Source organism: Alteromonas sp. PRIM-21 (genome assembly GCF_027563165.1).
Lineage (GTDB): Bacteria > Pseudomonadota > Gammaproteobacteria > Enterobacterales > Alteromonadaceae > Alteromonas > Alteromonas macleodii_A.
Map to the genome: position 1 here is coordinate 86,001 of NZ_JADOEK010000012.1, position 17,609 is coordinate 103,609.

Sequence of the window (17,609 nt, forward strand, 5' to 3'; positions counted from 1 at the left end):
AATGAATGACATAGCAGTAAAATGTAAAAACATTTGGCCAGGACTGGGTATTGCTACCATCACGGGCATGGCGGCCTTGTTTTTAAGTGAGCACTACAATGCCCCTGCTATGTTGTTTGCATTACTGTTAGGCATGGCGGTATCGTTTTTATACCAAAACGATACGCCATGCGCTTGCGGTATCGACTTTACCGCAAGTACCTTGCTGCGCGCGGGTGTGGTTCTATTGGGTTTAAGAATAGCGCTAGGTGACCTGGCAGTGCTAGGTTGGCAAACAGCGCTCATGCTCGCTGGCGCCATTTTTACGACCATTGTTTTGGGCGTGGGCTTGGCAAAAGCGCTGGGGCTTCAAAAACGCTTTGGTGCACTTACTGGTGGCTCTGTCGCTATTTGCGGCGCTTCTGCTGCGCTAGCCATCTCTACCATACTGCCAAAAGGTGAAAACCACGAGCGAGATACGCTACTCACCGTTATAGGTGTAACGGCTATGTCCACTATCGCCATGGTGCTTTATCCCATAATAGCGGGGCAGCTAGAAATGACAGATACCGAAGCTGGTATTTTTCTTGGCGGCACAATCCACGATGTAGCACAGGTAGTAGGTGCAGGCTACTCGGTGTCAGAAAGTGCGGGAGATATGGCGACCCTTACCAAGTTGGTGCGCGTAGCCATGCTGATGCCGGTGGTACTGATTATGATGCTTGTCATCAAAAGATTCTATAAAGCCAGTACCCAAGCAGAAGGCGGTGAAGTACCTAAAATGCCTCTGTTTCTCATCGGTTTTATTGCATTAATGTTGCTTAATAGCTTTGTATCGTTACCTGAATTTGTAATTGATGCAGGCACGCAAGTTTCTCGTTTCTTTTTAGTTGTTTCCATTACTGCAATCGGCATGAAATCAAACTTAGGAAAGCTTGCCGAAGTCGGCATGCTACCCATAGTCATGATAGTGGCTGAAACCCTGTGGATTGCACTGCTTATTCTCGGTTTTCTTTACACCATGTAAAGGCTGTTCATCATTTTGCAGCAGTATGTTTTAAATAAAAATCGTTTGTACTGATAAGGTGATCTAAGTGAAAAAACGCGGCCTTCACGAACTTTATGCCAAAGACCCTGTAAAAGCCGACGAGCAGGTTTTTCAAAGAACCAGCAATACACTGACTCGTCGAGGCTTTATCAAAGGTTTGAAATCACTGTCTTTGCTACTCGGTGCCGAAGTGGTGTACGGGCAATTTATGCCTGCGGGGCTTATTCCTGCAGCATTTGCTCAGGTCGACACGCCTTTTTCTATTAAAGGTAAAGATGGCTTAACCATACTTAATGACAGACCATTAAACGCAGAAACGCCAGCACACCTATTAGATGACGCAATCACACCTGCTTCGCGCTTTTTCGTAAGAAATAACGGTATTCCCCCTCAAGCACCCGATGCAAACAGTTGGACGCTTACTATTGAAGGGGAGTCTGCAGCACAGTCAAAAACCTTTACCCTTGAAGAGCTAAAAGCTCAATTTAAGCATTACACCTATCAGTTAACGCTAGAGTGCGGTGGAAATGGGCGTGCTGAGTTCTCACCGGCCGCCACCGGTAACCAGTGGACAACGGGAGCGGTAGGCTGCCCACGCTGGACGGGAGTGAGGCTAAAAGACGTGCTAAAAGCAGTGGGCGTAAAAGAAGACGCGGTTTACATTGGTTATTACGGTGACGACCAGCACTTGAGCCGAACACCGGGCAAGGCGGCTATTTCGCGAGGCGTGCCCATTGACAAAGCGATGGAAGATGAATCCTTAATCGCTTGGGCAATGAATGAAGAACCGCTTCCCTTAATGAATGGCTACCCGCTGCGACTGGTATTTGGTGGCTGGCCTGCCTCAACGTCAGGTAAGTGGCTTAAAAAAATAGTCATTCGAGATCGCGTGCACGACGGTGCGAAAATGCTAGGAAAAGCCTATCGGGTCCCATGCAAACCTGTTGCCCCTGGCGCGAAAGTTGCCGACGAGGACATGTGTATTATAGAAGCTATGCCAGTCAAGTCGCTTATTACCTTTCCAAAGTCTGGCAGCGATCACTCTCTCAAAGAAAAGCTAACCGTTCGGGGACATGCATGGAGTGGAGAGGGCAAAATTGCCAAGGTGTTTACCTCTATTGATTTTGGCCAAACCTGGCAACTAGCTCAGTTGAACGCACCGGCAAACAGACATGCATGGCAGCAGTTCAGCACGCAGATAAACTTCCCTCAGCAGGGCTATTACGAAGTATGGGCTAAAGCACAAGATGAGCATGGAAAGTCACAGCCTATGGTGTTACCTGGATGGAATCCAAAAGGGTATTTAAACAATGCCTGTCACCGTATCGCTGTGCGTGTGGTGTAGGTATATGAATGTGAGATTTTATGTATGTTAAGTGGGGCAATTGATATGGCTAGCATAACTGTTCGATTTATTGCCCTAGTAGGATTCCTTCATCTACCCGTTGCGGCAGCCGATATTGAGACAAATAATATGGAGAGCATGACAAGTTCATCAAAAGAGCATGTTCAGCCTGCTGTGGATCCTCAGTCAGGCCTCGTAAAAGCAGAAGGGTTTAACTTAGTGTTAGCCCATTGCAGTGCCTGTCACTCGACTTCTCTTATTACTCAGAATGCCATGAGCCGTGAAAGGTGGCTGGAGACTATCCGCTGGATGCAAAATACACAGAAGCTGTGGTCACTGGGTGAGGCAGAACCAACGATATTAGATTATCTATCAACCTGGTATGGCCCTAAAAAAAGCACCCGTCGTGCGCCTCTACCACCTCATTTATTGCCAGCTAACTAAAAACAGAGATAACAGTTTAATTAATCCCCACAGTTTTATAAATTCCTGCCGATAATCAAACAATAACGCTACTTCAGGCTAATGGCCGAAACCACATAATCTCTGTTAGTCTGAACAAAATAACTCTATAAAAATTATTGGTAACTAAACATGTTTGTATCACGCAGCAAATTCGAAGAAAAAGAAGCGCAAGTTCAGCTATTAGAAAAGCGACTTCAAGAAACGTTAGACAGAGTGTCTTTGCTTGAAGCCGAAAATGCAGAGCTGACTACGGCTTTAGAGACTGCCAAGCACGAAGATGTTTCATCTGCCAATGCCACAGTAGTTAAATGTTTAGTAGATTCACTGTCACAGGTTGAAGGTGTTCGCGAAACGGTTTTACATTCTTACGAACGCATTAATGCCGAGAGTCAGTCTATCGTTGATATAAATGATTTATTTAGTGAATCGGCCTCTACATTGAGCAAGATTGTATCTGACATGAGCGGCCTGAATGTTCAGATGGGAAGTATGAGCGAGCGTATTTCTGGTCTGTCTACTACAGCTGACAATATCAATAAGTTTGTAACCACTATCACCAGCATTTCTGATCAAACTAATTTACTTGCCTTAAATGCAGCAATTGAAGCGGCCCGTGCAGGTGATGCTGGACGAGGCTTTAGCGTTGTAGCTGACGAGGTAAGAGCACTGGCTACTGAGACAAATAAGTCTGCCACAGAAGTATCAGAGCTTGTAAACGGCATTATTCAATCAACATCGAAAGCGGTGTCGGGTGTTAATGAACTGCGTGGTAACAATGAAGAGTTAGAAACAGGCATTAACCAGCTTAATAGTAGTTACGAGACTATGGTGCAACATTGCGATAGCATGAAGACAACCATTAGTGAAGGCGCAATGGCTACGTTCATCCAAACTGTAAAGTTAGATCTCGTTGTGTGGAAGTCTGGCGTTTATGAAGTGCTTTGTGGTTTCAGCAATAAGACTGTTGCTGACTTCAGTGATCATGTGAGCTGTCGTTTAGGACAATGGTTCAATGAAAACGCGAATAGCCCAATTGGTCAAACTACAGCCTTTAGAGAGATTGAAGCGCCGCATGCAAAAGTGCATAGTAGTGGTGTTGCAGCAATAAGAGCAAAACAAGCTGGTAATATTGAAGAAGCAGATGCGAAACTGATAGAAATGGAACAGGCGAGCGAGCGTGTGATGATGCTTCTTGACCGTTTAGCCGGATAAAACTATCAAAAGCTAAAGCACACGTAAAAAAGCGTGCTCTTACGATTAAAGGGCACGCACAATGGAGGGCTTTTAGGTGAGTGAAACCTCGTATTCCACCGAAAACGAACGCATTCGTGCGCTTGAAGCCCGTGTTAATTCGCTAGAGCGTCAACTTAAGCGTCAAAAGATTGCACGTAAAAACGCTGAATCTTTCTTAGAAACTTATTCACAGGATGCCTATTTAGCCAATCAGGCATTACGCAAAGCACTAAAAGACTCTAAACAAAGGGAGCGAGAGCTTCTCTACCTCAATCGAACAGCATCCCAACTTACTCAAGCAACATCTGGAGAGAGTTACATATTTTCGGCGCTTGAATCTGCCGTAGAGTTCAGCGGTGCGTTTTGCGGCAAAGCCTTTACCTTAAAAGATGGCGAACTCATTATTGGCAACGATGACAGTGTTCTGGTTCAGGGGCAGGGCTGGATTACGTCCCCCTCGCTAGCGCAATTTATCAAGCAGGAAACACCACTAGATGTAAGAGAAAGCTATTCCCACTGGTGTGTTAGTGCAGTAATACAGCCTGAAACAGAAAAAGAGTCTCGCTTACTTCACTTTATGCATGAAATGTCGAAGGGGGAATATACGTGGTTAGTATTGTTGACCAAAGACGATAATCTAGAAGAAGAAACACTTTACGTATTAGATACCACGAAGCATTACCTCAACATTACCTCTCGATATCAAAATAAGAAAAGTGAACTAAATACCAGGCAACTAGAACTGAGTAACGTGAAAAAGGATCGGGACTTCCTTGAAGAAAGGTTAGTCAGTGCTGACAAAATGGCTATGTTAGGCCAGTTAGCCGCAGGTATCGCCCATGAAATTAATAATCCTATTGGTTATGTGCGAAGTAACACTGTCGTTGCAAAAGATATCTTTACCGATTATCAGCGTGCGCTTGAAGAAATAGGTAGCCTTTGTAAAGAAGCTGGTGGTGAAGTTGCAGCGCATTTCATGGCGCTAGAAAAGCGTTTTTCGCTTAAAGAAAGTGCAAATGAAATCGCGGAAATGTTTGATGAGTCTCATGAAGGTATTGAGCGTATTATCGAAATCGTGAAAGCGTTAAGAAGTTTCTCTTATCCAGGTTCGGGCAAGCATTCCGAAATTAGCGCTATCGAAGCCATGAACACAGCGATTAAGCTTACCAACAATTTGCATCGTTATCGCAATACAGTACGCTTTGAAGTACCAGAGGAAGACGCTTTCTTTAACGGCAACTCAGGGCAAATTCAGCAAGTGCTTGTAAATTTCTTAACTAATGCGATATATGCCACGCCTGAAGGGAAAAGCATAACCCTAAAAGTACGGAAGGAGGAAGGCAGTGTCTATCTTGTCGTTGAAGATGAAGGTACGGGCATGTCAAAAGAAACGCTTAGTAAAGTGTTCACTCCGTTTTTTACTACCAAACCGCCAGGTGAGGGCACTGGGCTGGGTATGTCAATTTCTATGACCATTGTCGAGGAGCATAATGGCAGGATTGATATTGTCAGTGCTGAGGGCAGAGGCACAAAAGTGTCTGTTGTATTGCCATTGGCCTAAAGTATAAAGTGCTTTCCTAACTCACTGATAAAATATAAAATTTCTCTAATTTTTTGCTCAAGCTAGACAGCGGCTGTTTATGTTCTAGTCTTATGAGAAAGCAAAGATTCTCTGCTTTAAGGACGAACGCTTTGCAAAATGGAGAAAGTATTCAATGAGAAATAACCAGCCTGTTACCCAAAAAGAGTATAAATTCCCCCCTCACCACCGCCTTATTTCATCAACCGACAAACGTGGTGTTATTCAACATTGTAATAGCGAGTTTGTGGAAGCAAGTGGCTTTACCCGCGAAGAATTAATAGGCAAAAACCATAACTTGATTCGACACCCCGATATGCCAGCGCCCGTGTTTAAGGAAATGTGGCGTACTTTAGAGTCTGGACAAAGCTGGCTGGGATTAGTTAAAAACAGAAGGAAGAATGGTGATCACTACTGGGTTTCGGCATTCGTGACTCCCGTTTATGAAGGTAAAACAATTGTGGGGTATGAATCTGTCCGAGTTCCTGCGTTAAATGATGAAATAAACAGAGCTACAAAGGTTTATGAAAGAATAAGAGAAGGCAAATCGCCGGTATCGCCAGCGGTTCGCCTCATACAAATGCTTTCGCATTTAGCACCATCATTAGTACTCAGTGCGCTAATGGTTTTGATATTGGCGTTTACACATGGCGCTGTTGCTGCTGGTATAGCGCTACTCGGCGCTATTATTTTAATGTTGGCTCAACAAACTAAAGCCAAAAAAGATTGGCACGGACTACTTGCGCTTAGTCCTGAAAGCTACGCAAATGAAACTGTGTCACAAACCTACTTTCCTGATCCACCTCATATAAGCCAGGCTAAACTCGCGCTAGGCTGTGAACTTGCGAGAAATCGCACGGCGTTAACCCGAATTAAAGATGCATCAACAGGTCTTGAGAACATAGCTAATACAACCCACCATCAGGCAGAAAGTACTAGCGCCGCCGTTGTACAGCAAAATCAAGCCACTCAGCAAATAGCGTCTGCCGTGACGCAAATGAGTCAGGCTATTCAAGAAGTGGCTGAGCGGGTTGAAGGAAATGCGAAAAGTGCTAAAACAGCCGCAGCTAACGTAGAAACAGGTAACCAAAAAGCTGAACAAGCCATGCAGGCAATTGTTGCTTTACGCGAGGCGGTAGAGTCAATTTCAACAACGGTAACTGAGCTCGCTCAGTCAACCAGCGATATAGGTGAAGCGGCCAACATTATATCCACCATTGCCGAGCAAACTAACCTGCTTGCGCTTAATGCTGCCATTGAAGCAGCTAGGGCAGGTGAGCAGGGAAGGGGGTTTGCGGTTGTTGCCGATGAAGTACGTACACTGGCTTCGAAAACCCGTGAATCAACCGACAAAATCCACAATATCATCAGTGAACTGGCTGAGCGTTCTGATCGCGCTGTGCGGGTATCTACAGAAGGGCTAGCTTCAGCAGAGCACGGCAGCATAATCGTGGAAGAAACACGTGGGGCATTATTTGAAATAAATAATGCGGTGAAAGGTATTGCTGATGCTACGGTAGAGATGTCTTCTGCTGTAGAAGAGCAAAGCACGGTGGCAGAGCATATTAACCAGCAGTTAGTGGAAGTGGCTGATGGCGCTTCTGAAACTCAGCGCTCCTCTGAGGCATCGCTAGCAGCGAGCCACGATTTACGCGCTACGGTAAATCAAGTTCACGAGCTGATTTTGCGTTTCAGTACAGACAAGCGGGTAGGAGAGTAGCCCTCTCCCCCCGTGTGGGCTTCGCCTAGTTCGTATTGAGTCCAGCATGTAGGCCGCGTTTATAGGCGGCGACGGCTGGGAACAGAGAAACTAAGTAGGTGCACCCTAGTATAAGTAAAATGATAATAACGCTGCTTTGCCCAAACAGCGGACTACTCAAAAACAATCCATAGGTGCTGCTTAACCAGGGTTTTAGCACGCTCATTAACCCGGCCACCAAACCTAAGCTTAGCAAAGCACTCAACATAGTAAGCAGCATAGCTTCAATTTGTATGAGTAGCAGTAAGGTAAATGGCCCTGCGCCTATAGTTCGTAACACGGCAATTTCTTGATAACGCTCACGCATAGTTGCAAGTAGCATAGTCGCAAGCCCAATTAGCGCGCATATAACGATAAGGCCAGATAACCCAAGCAATAGCGACTCTACATTTCCCATAATTTGCCAAAGCTCAGCGAGTGCCATTCCCGGTAGTATAGCCATAAGCGGCTCTTTCTTACTTTGGTTGATTTGGTACTGCAGCTGTAACGCTGTAACGCGATGCTTTAGCCCAAGCATCACAACTGATACTGACTCTGGGGCAAAGGCTTCGCTGTTGTATGTCTCATGTTCACCGGTATGCTCGTCGTGCTCGTGCTCGTCTGCGGTGGATTTATTACTCGATTTACGGCCTAACATTGAAGTGGGCGAATGCTTAGGCCCTGTGTGGGCTTCTTCAAGCCCCTGCAAGGTGACATACACCGCCTTATCTACCGGGGTGCCCGTTTTATCTAAAATTCCGGAAATAGTAAAAGGGTGGTCGTCGTGATTATTGAATGAGACACTGCCTAAACCGTGAGAAATAATAATTTTATCACCCACTTCATATCCCAATGATTCCGCTATATCAGCACCAACTACCGTAGATAGTGGCTGTGTAAATGTCGCTCCATCAGATAGCTGTAGTGACTGCATGTCACCGTATTTAAAGTGGTCAAAGAAGCTGTTGGTCGTACCTACCACCCTAAAACCTCGGTGAGTATCACCTAAAGAGAGTGGAATGAGCCACGACACCTGTTTGTTAGATTTAAGCGATGCAACACTCTTATATTCAATGCCCTTAGTGGGGGTTCCTATATTAAACACCGACGACAATAGTAGATTAAGCTGGCCGCTTGGAGCACCAACGATAAGGTCGACGCCGGACACTGTACGCGTAAAGCTGGTTTTCACTTGGCTGCGAATAATATCAACGCATAAAAGTAAACTAATGCTGATGGTAATGCTTAACAGCGTAAGTATTGCCGTTGTTTTCCTGCGCTTTAGACTTTCAATAGCAATGGTACTTAGCATTACGCACGCTCCTTTGCTTGTTCGATGCCACCGAATGAGGACATTGCGTGGTTCGTACTTGGGCTCAGATCACTGATACTGCAATGACGGTCAAAATAGCTCTCCATTGCTTTATCATGGCTAACGAAAATCATGGTGCTCTTACCTGCAACATCTTTTAACAACGACATAAAGCTATCTCGCGCATCACTATCTAACGCCGAAGTCGGTTCATCGACAATTAATAACTGTGGGTCATTAATAAGCGCTCGGGCTATTGCTACGCGCTGCTGCTGGCCAATACTTAAGGCATCGGCCTTCGCGTGTAGTACTTGTGAAGGAAGCTGTAGCTTGTCGAGTAAATGAAGAAGTTTATCATCTCCTGCCGTTTTACTTATTTTACTAGTTGCGAAGTACACTGCAGCGTTAATATTTTGTGCTACAGAAAGATACGGAATAAGATTGAACTGCTGAAAGACAACGCCAATATTGCGTGCTCTAAACTTATCTCGCTGACGGTTTGATAAGGAAGAGAATGGCTGCGATAACAAGGTTATGTCGCCTTGGGTGGGTGTCAAAGTACCGCATAGTAAATTAAGCAATGTACTCTTTCCGCTACCCGAAGGGCCTGATAGAAAAACATGTTCACCTTGTGGCACCTGCCATGCTTCTATATCTATGACGGGCGGGCTTTCTTTACTGTACGAAAACTGTAAATTATTTACTACAATTGCTAGGTTGCACTCTTCTATTAATGCGTTGTGCTTTTCAGACACTGCGTTGTGCTGGGAATGAGTGCTATTGTTTTTATTGATGGTATTCACGCTAAGCCCGACCTGTATATATGTCTTATGTTCACATTAGCAAAGGCGGTACTTTGTTTCTTACTTGTTTACCAACCTATTTCAGTCAGCAAGAAGCAAGTAACGGGAGGTAGTACCGCTTTAAAGTGATGTTATCAAATAACATCACTTTGCGAAGTTATGTTATCAGAACTTACGCATTTAAAGCGGCAGTTGCTCTTACTTATTGTTCATCATAACGACATAAAGGGCGAGTTGAGCTACGATTGTCAGCCGTTGGCCTGTAGCTTTACTACTTCTGCGCTTTCATCTTCTAATACGCTTTCTGCTGTAGCGCCTTTAAAGATTTTGCCGACTTTATCTTTGTTTTTCGCCAGCATAATTGTGAGTTCTTCAACTACGCTATCGTCTAGCTTTATGCCCATTGCGTGAATATAGTCAGCAAGGTTATCTGCTGCATCAAGCATCTTATCGTACTGATCCGCTTCTTTTTTGTCGGTAGTTACCAATTTTTCTACCCCTTTGTGCGTAACAACATACTGTGTGGTAATGGCCATGGTAGGTCCCCTGTTTATTAAAGACCCGAAAACTGTACAGTAAAATACTGTATAAATAAACAGTAAATAGAAAATATTCTTGTCATTATCGGTAACATTGCTGCTGATTATACTTTAGTGTAGTTTGGGAGCTTCATGTACGCTTGGATTCAAAGTCCTCGGAAACCGTAAATTAGTAATTTATTTCAGCGTCCTAAATACCTGGAACAGTAGAAATGTAGTGTTCATAAGCACACTCTCGAAAAAAGGAACTCTAAAGTTATGGTAGTGAGTGAAGCTGTTCAGCAAAATATTCAGGCTATCGACGCAATCGAAGCAGTCCCTTATATAATGCAAATATTAGCCAGTAGCTTAGATTTGCGTTTTATCTGTGTTGCGAGAGTCACCGAAGAAGCATGGACAATGTGTGCCGTATTAGATAATGCCGAATTTGGTCTAACGCCTGGCGATCATTTGGAAATTGAAACTACCTTTTGTAGAACCGTCAGAGCTAGCAAAAAACAGATAGTGATTAATCATGCATCTGCCGATAGTGAATATTGTGATAATCCCATTCCTATTATGTATGGCTTTGAAAGTTATTTCTCCTACCCCATATACGATGCAAATGGTAACTTTTTCGGAACGCTTTGCGGCCTAGACCCAGAGCCTAGGGAGTTACGCAACGAACTTGTTCACGGGCAAATTAGCGCTTTCGCTAAACTTATATCTAGTCAAATTTTATTAAAAGACCAGATGGAGCGTTCACAGGCACAGCTAACCGATGCAAGAAATATTGCTCGCCTTCAAGAGCAGTATATCGCTATTTTAGGCCACGATATTCGGACCCCTTTATCTTCCATTCAAATTGGTATCAGCTTTCTTGACGACATAATAAAAGACAGTCAAATAGCCAGCACTGTTCAAGTACCTGTATTTAAAGCTGTGTCGAGAATGAAAAATAGTGTGCAGAGGATGGCGCGTTTAATTGAAGATGCGATGGACTTTACTCATAGCCGAATGGGCGAAGGCTTACCTGTGAAAATGGCCGAAGCAACCAGTTTAACGCAACAATTGAATTACACGGCTGAAGAGCTAGCTACTAATTACCCTAATTGCACTATCAGAACGCATATTGATATCACCGAGCAGTTGGTCTGTGATGAAAAGCGGGTGTGTCAGCTTTTATCGAACTTGTTGAAAAACGCTCTGGTTCACGGCGACCAGGCGTATCCGGTATATGTGAAAGTCATCACCAACCGAAGCGATTTCATTCTCAGTGTGCGAAATAGCGGTACACCAATATCTGATGAGTCTAAGGCGCGTCTTTTTCAGCCTTTCTGGCGTAAAGAAAGCAGTGTAAAAAACGACGGGTTAGGGTTGGGGTTATTTATCGCATCAGAAATTGCAAGAGCGCACCAAGGTTCACTGAGCGTGACTTCTGATTTTAACGGCACAGAATTTACCTTTTGCTTTCCTTTAATCCGTGTTTCTTCTATTCCACATGAAAGCGTTTCGCATTAACCGCGAAACGTTATTGGTACAAACTACTTAAATAATGACAAGCGCAAAATGATTGCAAAAGTTGATTAATGCTTGTGCAACGATGTTTGTGTGCGTATAATGCGCGCCCTTACAGCCATCCCAATTCGTTCCTTGTCTCCATACAGTCGGCTGTACTGTCGAGGCTACAACCGTAAGGAGCTATAATGCGTCATTACGAAATCGTATTTATGGTTCACCCTGATCAGAGTGAACAAGTACCTGGTATGATCGAGCGTTATACTACTATCCTAAAGCAAGACGGTGGTCAGATTCATCGTTTAGAAGATTGGGGCCGTCGTCAACTGGCTTACCCAATTGAAAAGCTGCACAAAGCCCACTACGTACTAATCAATGCTGAAGCGTCTGCAGAAGCTGTTGATGAGCTGGAAAATGCTTTCCGTTTCAACGACGTGATCCTACGTAACATGGTTATGCGCACTAAGACTGCTGTGACTGAGCCTTCTCCAATGATGAAAGAAGAGCCTCGTCGTGAGCGTCGTGACGATTCTGCACCTCGCCAAGAGCGCGCGGAAAAGAAAACTGAAACCACTGAAGACAACGCTTAAGGAGATCACCCATGGCTCGTTTTTTCAGACGTCGTAAGTTCTGCCGTTTCACTGCAGAAGGTGTGACTGAGATTGATTACAAAGATATCGCTACTCTTAAGAACTACATCACTGAGAGCGGTAAAATTGTCCCTAGCCGTATTACTGGTACAAGCGCAAAATATCAGCGTCAGCTGTCTTCTGCGATCAAGCGCGCACGTTTTCTTGCGTTGCTTCCGTACACTGATTCACACAAGTAATTTGGCGAATATAAGGGTTAGCTAAGATGAATATCATCCTACTAGATAAAATCGCCAACCTTGGCGGCCTGGGCGACCAAGTGACTGTTAAGTCTGGTTACGCTCGTAACTTCCTTTTCCCACAGGGTAAAGCGGTTCCTGCAACTAAAGACAACGTTGAAAAGTTCGAAGCACGTCGTGCTGAGCTTGAAGCGAAAATTGCTGAGCAACTAGCTGCTGCTAACGCACGCGCTGAAAAAGTTGCTGAGCTTGCTGAAGTTACAATCGCAGCTCCTGCTGGTGACGAAGGTAAACTATTTGGCTCTGTTGGTACTCGTGACATCGCTGATGCAATCACTGCAGCTGGCGTTGAAGTACAAAAAGCAGAAGTTAAACTACCTACTGGTACTCTTCGTGAGACTGGTGAGTATGACATCGACTTACAACTTCACTCTGACGTTATCACTTCTATCAAAGTGATCATCATTGCTGAAGCGTAATCGCTGACGTATTTGAAGAAAGCCGCTCTAAGAGCGGCTTTTTTTTGGCTTCAAATTTTCTATCAATCATTAAAAATTAACGACACCACAACTTAACAGTCGTTTTTACATTAACTTTCGCTCTTTGGTTAATTTAGCGTTTAGCCGATTGCACCTTTTTAAAGCTTAGATGCGCTCACTCTCCCTCCAACCCGCTATGAATAACTAAAAGTGGGTATTACAGACAACGGTAAGTGTCGGCAAATAGCCTATTTTTTAGGTCCACTCATCTGCGATAAATAACGTTTTTTAAATGGTTTTTAAATAAAATGTTAATAATCGCCAAAAATCTTACTGTCATGGCTTTAAACTTTTTCTGTCATTCCCGCGACCTATAGTAAATCAAACAATAAAAAGCATAAGTGCCATCTTATGGACATCACTAAGCAAGCAATAAAAAACGCGACCGGGGTAGGTATAGGAATAACGCTACTTGTATTTTTAGGTTTATATAGCCTGTTAAATTTACCGGTACAGCTGTTTCCAGACATTGAAAGGCCTAATATTAACATCCAGACCTCTTGGCGCGCTGCGTCGCCTCAAGAGATTGAGTCGGAGATCATTGAACCTCAAGAGGAAGTGCTGCAGGGGATCCCTGGCCTTGAGTCGATGAATGCATGGGCAAACCAAGGCAACGCGTGGATTAACCTAGAGTTTGGTTTAGCGACGGACATGCAGAAGACACTCATTGAAGTGATTAGCCGTATGAACCGCGTGCCGCCACTACCTCGCGATGCCTTGTCTCCTAATATTATGCTTGCTGGAAGTGGGGGAGACGCGCCTGCTTTGACCTACTTCTTCCTTCAGCGCCTTCCAGGCAATCCAAACGAAATTAATACCTATGTGACCTTTTTTACCGATGTTATTAAACCTCAGCTTGAATCTATCCCGGGCGTTGCCAGAGCGCGTATGGAAAGCGGTGTTGGCGGCGTGGAAGAGTTTCAAATAGTTTTCGACCCGTTTAAGGCGGCCCAGTTAGGCATTGATCTGACGGCAGTCGCTAACGAGTTGGGTCGTGCGAATGATATTTCAGGTGGCTTTGTCGATGTGGGCAGAAGACGTTACACACTTCGCTTTGAAGGTCGTTACGAGCCTACGCAAATGGGGGAAATGATCCTTGAATGGCGAGACGGCAGCCCTATCACTTTAAATGACATTGCCGAGATTAAAATCACCCGCGCTGACGGTGCAAACTACAGTGTGCAAAACGGCAATCCGGCTATATCTATTCGCGTAGACAGACAAAACAACGCCAATGTTCTAGCTACCTTAGAAGCCGTAAAAGCAAAAGTAGCGCAAATAAACGAACAGGACTTGGCCCCTGAACAGTTAGTAATGGCGCAAAGCTTCGATGCCTCAGTGTTTATCTATAGAGCGGTGCAGCTAGTTACCAGTAATTTGTTTATAGGCGTACTGCTTGCTATTGCCGTGCTTTGGCTCTTTATGCGCCAGCTGCGGGCAACGCTCATTGTGGCATTGGCCATTCCTATCTCACTACTTAGCACTTTTGTGGTGCTTCAGATTACCGGTCGCTCGCTCAATATCATCTCGTTAGCAGGACTCGCTTTTGCGGTAGGTATGGTGCTAGATGCCGCTATTGTCGTGCTGGAAAATATAGTAAGAACCCGCAAGAGCGCCGAAGTCGAAAATAAAGACTCAAATTCACAAACGCTCATGGAGGATTGTGCCCATCGGGGAACGAAAGAAGTTTTTGGTGCTCTCATGGCGTCAACTGCTACCACCGTTGCTATTTTTATTCCCGTCATGTTCTTGGAAGATGTTGAAGGGCAATTGTTTGCTGATCTTGCACTTACCATCGCCATTGCAGTGTGTATGTCGCTAGTGGTTGCGGTAACGGTATTGCCTGTTGTTGCCGCTAGATACCTTAATGGCAACATGCCAGCTGATAGCCTACGAGAGGTATGGACTAAGATAACCCGAGCTATTATGTCGCTATCAAGCACGCCGCTTCGCCGCCTTGTATTAGTCATAACGCTTATGGGCGTGCCTATTACAGGCAGTGTTTTGCTTATGCCTTCTATGGATTATTTACCGCCCGTAAAACGCGATGCCGTTGACGCCTTCTTAAGTTTACCTGCTGGTGCCAGTGAAAACTTTATTAGCGAAGAAGTGATGCCAATTATCAAAGAGCGATTGCAGCCCTACATGGACGGAGAAAAGCAGCCTGCGCTCAAGAACTACTACATTATTACATGGCCAAATGGCGGAAATTTGGGCGTTCGCGCTAAAGACCAGTCTAAGGTCAAAGAGTTAGAAGCCATTGTTCGCGATGAAATTTTAAAGGATTTGCCGGATACACAAACGTTTTCACAACAAGGCAATTTGTTTGGTGGCTTTGGAAACGGTCGGTCTATCGACATTCATCTTCAAGGCACCGATCAGACCATGCTCGGCATTGCTGCGCAGGCAGGTTTAGATAAATTGAGAGAAGTTTTCCCTAACGCTAATGCGCGTTCGAATCCTCCACTAGAGCAAGCTGAACCAGAGCTTCGCTTCTACCCTAATGACAGCCGAATGATGGAAGTCGGGTTAAATCGCGGCAGTATGGGGAACCTAGTACGTGCCATGGGTGATGGTATGTATGTGGGGGAGTACTTCGATGGTACCAAACGCATGAATATTATCTTCCGCTCAGCACCCTGGTTTACACCTGAAGACTTGAACAGTACGCCAGTCATGACGCCATCAGGCGAGGTGGTGCAATTAGGCGAACTGGTAGGTATTGAAAGAGCGGTAGGACCAAGCCGTATTCAGCGTATAGATGGTCGCAGAACCCTTACGCTAAACGTTAATCCGCCAGAGGGCATGAGTTTAGAAGAAGCCATGAAAGTGATTACCTCTGAGGTTGAGCCTGCCATTATGGCTATGATGCCTGCCGATGGCGCTATTAATTACGGCGGCAGCGCGGATAGCTTAAAAGGGGCTATTGCCTCGATGGCTGATAACTTTCTTTTCGCCATGGTGTTACTACTGCTGTTAATGGCCGGGTTGTTTAAATCGTTGAAAGACAGCGTGCTGGTAGTACTTTCTATTCCGTTAGCCACGGTGGGCGGAATTATCGCTATTCGTATCATGAACATCTTTACCTTCCAGCCCATGGACCTGTTAACCATGATTGGCTTTATAATTTTGCTCGGGCTTGTAGTAAACAATGCCATTTTACTTGTGCATCAGACTCGTCTAGGCGAGCAAGAAGGACTGACCCGTGATGACGCGGTAGAGCAAGCCATCAAACTTCGTTTACGGCCTATTTTTATGAGCACCTTGACTTCCATCTTTGGCATGCTGCCCCTGCTGTTGCTACCCGGTGCAGGCAGCATTATTTATCGAGGTCTTGCGGCTGTAATTGTGGGAGGAATGACGGTAAGTACCATATTTACCTTGCTATTACTGCCTACCTTATTGCGTATGACGGCTTCAAAGTCACCTGCAAATATACTCAAACCCTTGGCCGAGCGTATGCAGAGCACTGGCGCATCGCCGACTACCTCATCCACCGTAAAACAAAACAAATATAACGACCATGTGTAAGGAAAAGATAACCATGAAAGCAATGACTTCTACTCTCGTCCTTAGTGTGTTTGCCTCTAGTTTTCTTGCTTTTGGTTTGTTTACCTTATTGGCAAGCAGTGTTTCGTTGAGCGCGCAAGCACAGGATAACAATCAACCACCACCTGTGCTGGTTCAAATAGATGAAGCCAGAGAGCAAGCGATTTCACAACTAACCTGGGTTCCTGGAACGGTACTAAGCGTTATCGATGCAAACCTCGCCTCTGAGGTAGACGGTCGCATCACTTGGATGGCAGAGGTAGGTGATGTGGTAAAAGCAGGGGAGCCTTTAGTTAATGTAGACGATACTCGCTTAACCATTACCCGCAATCAAAATGCTTCGAATATTGCCAGATGGCAATCGCAGGTTGAGCTGTTTACCAGACGTCTCGCGAGGTACAAAAACCTTCAGGCCAGTCAAAACACGTCCAGAGGTGAGTTAGAGGAAGTAGAAGCTGATTTAGAGAATGCTAAACAGGATTTAGCACAAGCAAAATTGGACTTAGAATTTACCGAATATCAGATAGCACAAAGCAGTATTCGTGCTCCTTTTACGGCCTTGGTGGTTGAAAGGTTGCAGTCGCCGGGTGAATACACAGGTGTAGGGCAAACCCTGCTTCGCGTGGTAAACCCTGATAGTGTTGAAGTTCAGGTGCGCGCCCCCCTTAGCGTATTACCCTATATTGTTAACGGCATGAGCGTAACCGTTCACAATAACGTGAACCAAGTAGAAGAATCTATTCGTGCCATTGTACCGGTAGGCAACAGTGCATCGCGTATGATGGAGCTAAGAATTGCCATCAACCCAGGCGATTTCCCAATAGGCAGTGCAGTGCGCGTGGCGCTGCCTAGCAGCGATACTCATGATGGTGTCACCATACCCCGCGATGCACTAGTACTACGAAAATCAGGCACCTTTATCTATCAGCTAAACGAAAATAACGAAGCTGAACAAGTGAAGGTGACAACCGGCGTGGGCATGGGCGATAGAATTGAAGTGTTTGGTGATGTGGACCCGAAGCGTTCGCTTGTTGTAAGGGGTGCAGAACGTTTACGTGCGGGCCAGAAAGTGCGCCACGACGATGAGCGGAAGTCTTTGACGGCGAAAAATTGAGGAAGTGTAACAATTGTAAAAGTGCTATCCATTTAGACAA

At 45.1% G+C, this 17,609-nt stretch carries 15 protein-coding genes; 12 read left to right on the top strand and 3 right to left on the bottom strand.

Annotated elements, in window-relative coordinates; all coding sequences use genetic code 11:
* Position 1: 1 nt before the first annotated feature.
* The 6 genes from IW644_RS16130 to IW644_RS16155 all read left to right on the top strand — a co-directional run bounded on the left by IW644_RS16130 (position 2) and on the right by IW644_RS16155 (position 7,369).
* A complete protein-coding gene (locus IW644_RS16130; protein WP_269918457.1) occupies positions 2-1,006 on the top strand; it encodes a YeiH family protein in 1,005 nt (334 codons plus the stop codon).
* Positions 1,007-1,073: 67 nt separating this feature from the next.
* The gene (locus IW644_RS16135) at positions 1,074-2,372 is read left to right on the top strand and encodes a sulfite oxidase (protein WP_333473899.1); all 1,299 of its coding nucleotides are present in this window, start codon (positions 1,074-1,076) and stop codon (positions 2,370-2,372) included.
* A gap of 129 nt (positions 2,373-2,501) precedes the next feature.
* Positions 2,502-2,816: a hypothetical protein gene (locus IW644_RS16140; protein ID WP_442864457.1), complete on the top strand. Its 315-nt coding sequence runs from the start codon at positions 2,502-2,504 to the stop codon at positions 2,814-2,816.
* Between the two features lie 150 nt (positions 2,817-2,966).
* Positions 2,967-4,049, top strand: coding sequence for a methyl-accepting chemotaxis protein (locus IW644_RS16145; RefSeq protein ID WP_269918459.1), 1,083 nt, complete (start codon positions 2,967-2,969; stop codon positions 4,047-4,049).
* A 76-nt stretch (positions 4,050-4,125) separates the two neighbouring features.
* Positions 4,126-5,631, top strand: coding sequence for a sensor histidine kinase (locus IW644_RS16150; protein ID WP_269918460.1), 1,506 nt, complete (start codon positions 4,126-4,128; stop codon positions 5,629-5,631).
* Positions 5,632-5,785: 154 nt separating this feature from the next.
* Positions 5,786-7,369, top strand: a complete 1,584-nt coding sequence (locus tag IW644_RS16155; RefSeq protein ID WP_269918461.1) for a methyl-accepting chemotaxis protein — start codon at positions 5,786-5,788, stop codon at positions 7,367-7,369.
* Between the two features lie 25 nt (positions 7,370-7,394).
* Here IW644_RS16155 and IW644_RS16160 read toward each other — a convergent pair whose 3' ends face one another.
* The 3 genes from IW644_RS16160 to IW644_RS16170 form a co-directional block, all read right to left on the bottom strand.
* On the bottom strand, positions 7,395-8,699 hold the full coding sequence (locus tag IW644_RS16160) for an ABC transporter permease (protein ID WP_269918462.1): 1,305 nt from the start codon (positions 8,697-8,699) through the stop codon (positions 7,395-7,397).
* The gene (locus tag IW644_RS16165; RefSeq protein WP_269918463.1) at positions 8,699-9,502 is read right to left on the bottom strand and encodes an ABC transporter ATP-binding protein; all 804 of its coding nucleotides are present in this window, start codon (positions 9,500-9,502) and stop codon (positions 8,699-8,701) included. Before IW644_RS16165 ends, IW644_RS16160 begins: the two co-directional genes overlap by 1 nt.
* Positions 9,503-9,750: 248 nt before the next feature.
* Positions 9,751-10,038, bottom strand: coding sequence for a YebG family protein (locus tag IW644_RS16170; RefSeq protein ID WP_269918464.1), 288 nt, complete (start codon positions 10,036-10,038; stop codon positions 9,751-9,753).
* A 261-nt stretch (positions 10,039-10,299) separates the two neighbouring features.
* Here IW644_RS16170 and IW644_RS16175 point away from each other — a divergent pair, with 261 nt between their 5' ends.
* From IW644_RS16175 to IW644_RS16200, 6 genes are all read left to right on the top strand, one after another.
* Positions 10,300-11,541, top strand: coding sequence for a GAF domain-containing sensor histidine kinase (locus IW644_RS16175; protein ID WP_333473902.1), 1,242 nt, complete (start codon positions 10,300-10,302; stop codon positions 11,539-11,541).
* Between the two features lie 185 nt (positions 11,542-11,726).
* The gene (gene rpsF / locus IW644_RS16180; RefSeq protein WP_269918465.1) at positions 11,727-12,128 is read left to right on the top strand and encodes a 30S ribosomal protein S6; all 402 of its coding nucleotides are present in this window, start codon (positions 11,727-11,729) and stop codon (positions 12,126-12,128) included.
* Positions 12,129-12,139: 11 nt separating this feature from the next.
* The gene (gene rpsR / locus IW644_RS16185; RefSeq protein ID WP_012519954.1) at positions 12,140-12,367 is read left to right on the top strand and encodes a 30S ribosomal protein S18; all 228 of its coding nucleotides are present in this window, start codon (positions 12,140-12,142) and stop codon (positions 12,365-12,367) included.
* A gap of 26 nt (positions 12,368-12,393) precedes the next feature.
* Positions 12,394-12,846, top strand: coding sequence for a 50S ribosomal protein L9 (gene rplI, locus IW644_RS16190; protein WP_012519953.1), 453 nt, complete (start codon positions 12,394-12,396; stop codon positions 12,844-12,846).
* A gap of 411 nt (positions 12,847-13,257) precedes the next feature.
* Entirely contained in the window at positions 13,258-16,437 is a 3,180-nt protein-coding gene (locus tag IW644_RS16195) for an efflux RND transporter permease subunit (RefSeq protein WP_269918466.1), read from the top strand.
* Positions 16,438-16,450: 13 nt separating this feature from the next.
* A complete protein-coding gene (locus tag IW644_RS16200; RefSeq protein ID WP_269918467.1) occupies positions 16,451-17,569 on the top strand; it encodes an efflux RND transporter periplasmic adaptor subunit in 1,119 nt (372 codons plus the stop codon).
* Positions 17,570-17,609: the final 40 nt, after the last annotated feature.

Bases quoted from the DNA above. Each gene is read 5' to 3' on its own strand.
- IW644_RS16130 (WP_269918457.1), top strand. From the start codon at position 2: ATGAATGACATAGCAGTAAAATGTAAAAACATTTGGCCAGGACTGGGT.
- IW644_RS16140 (WP_442864457.1), top strand. From the start codon at position 2,502: ATGGAGAGCATGACAAGTTCATCAAAAGAGCATGTTCAGCCTGCTGTG.
- IW644_RS16145 (WP_269918459.1), top strand. From the start codon at position 2,967: ATGTTTGTATCACGCAGCAAATTCGAAGAAAAAGAAGCGCAAGTTCAG.
- IW644_RS16155 (WP_269918461.1), top strand. From the start codon at position 5,786: ATGAGAAATAACCAGCCTGTTACCCAAAAAGAGTATAAATTCCCCCCT.
- IW644_RS16160 (WP_269918462.1), bottom strand. From the start codon at position 8,699: ATGCTAAGTACCATTGCTATTGAAAGTCTAAAGCGCAGGAAAACAACG.
- IW644_RS16170 (WP_269918464.1), bottom strand. From the start codon at position 10,038: ATGGCCATTACCACACAGTATGTTGTTACGCACAAAGGGGTAGAAAAA.
- IW644_RS16175 (WP_333473902.1), top strand. From the start codon at position 10,300: ATGGTAGTGAGTGAAGCTGTTCAGCAAAATATTCAGGCTATCGACGCA.
- rpsF (WP_269918465.1), top strand. From the start codon at position 11,727: ATGCGTCATTACGAAATCGTATTTATGGTTCACCCTGATCAGAGTGAA.
- rpsR (WP_012519954.1), top strand. From the start codon at position 12,140: ATGGCTCGTTTTTTCAGACGTCGTAAGTTCTGCCGTTTCACTGCAGAA.
- rplI (WP_012519953.1), top strand. From the start codon at position 12,394: ATGAATATCATCCTACTAGATAAAATCGCCAACCTTGGCGGCCTGGGC.
- IW644_RS16195 (WP_269918466.1), top strand. From the start codon at position 13,258: ATGGACATCACTAAGCAAGCAATAAAAAACGCGACCGGGGTAGGTATA.
- IW644_RS16200 (WP_269918467.1), top strand. From the start codon at position 16,451: ATGAAAGCAATGACTTCTACTCTCGTCCTTAGTGTGTTTGCCTCTAGT.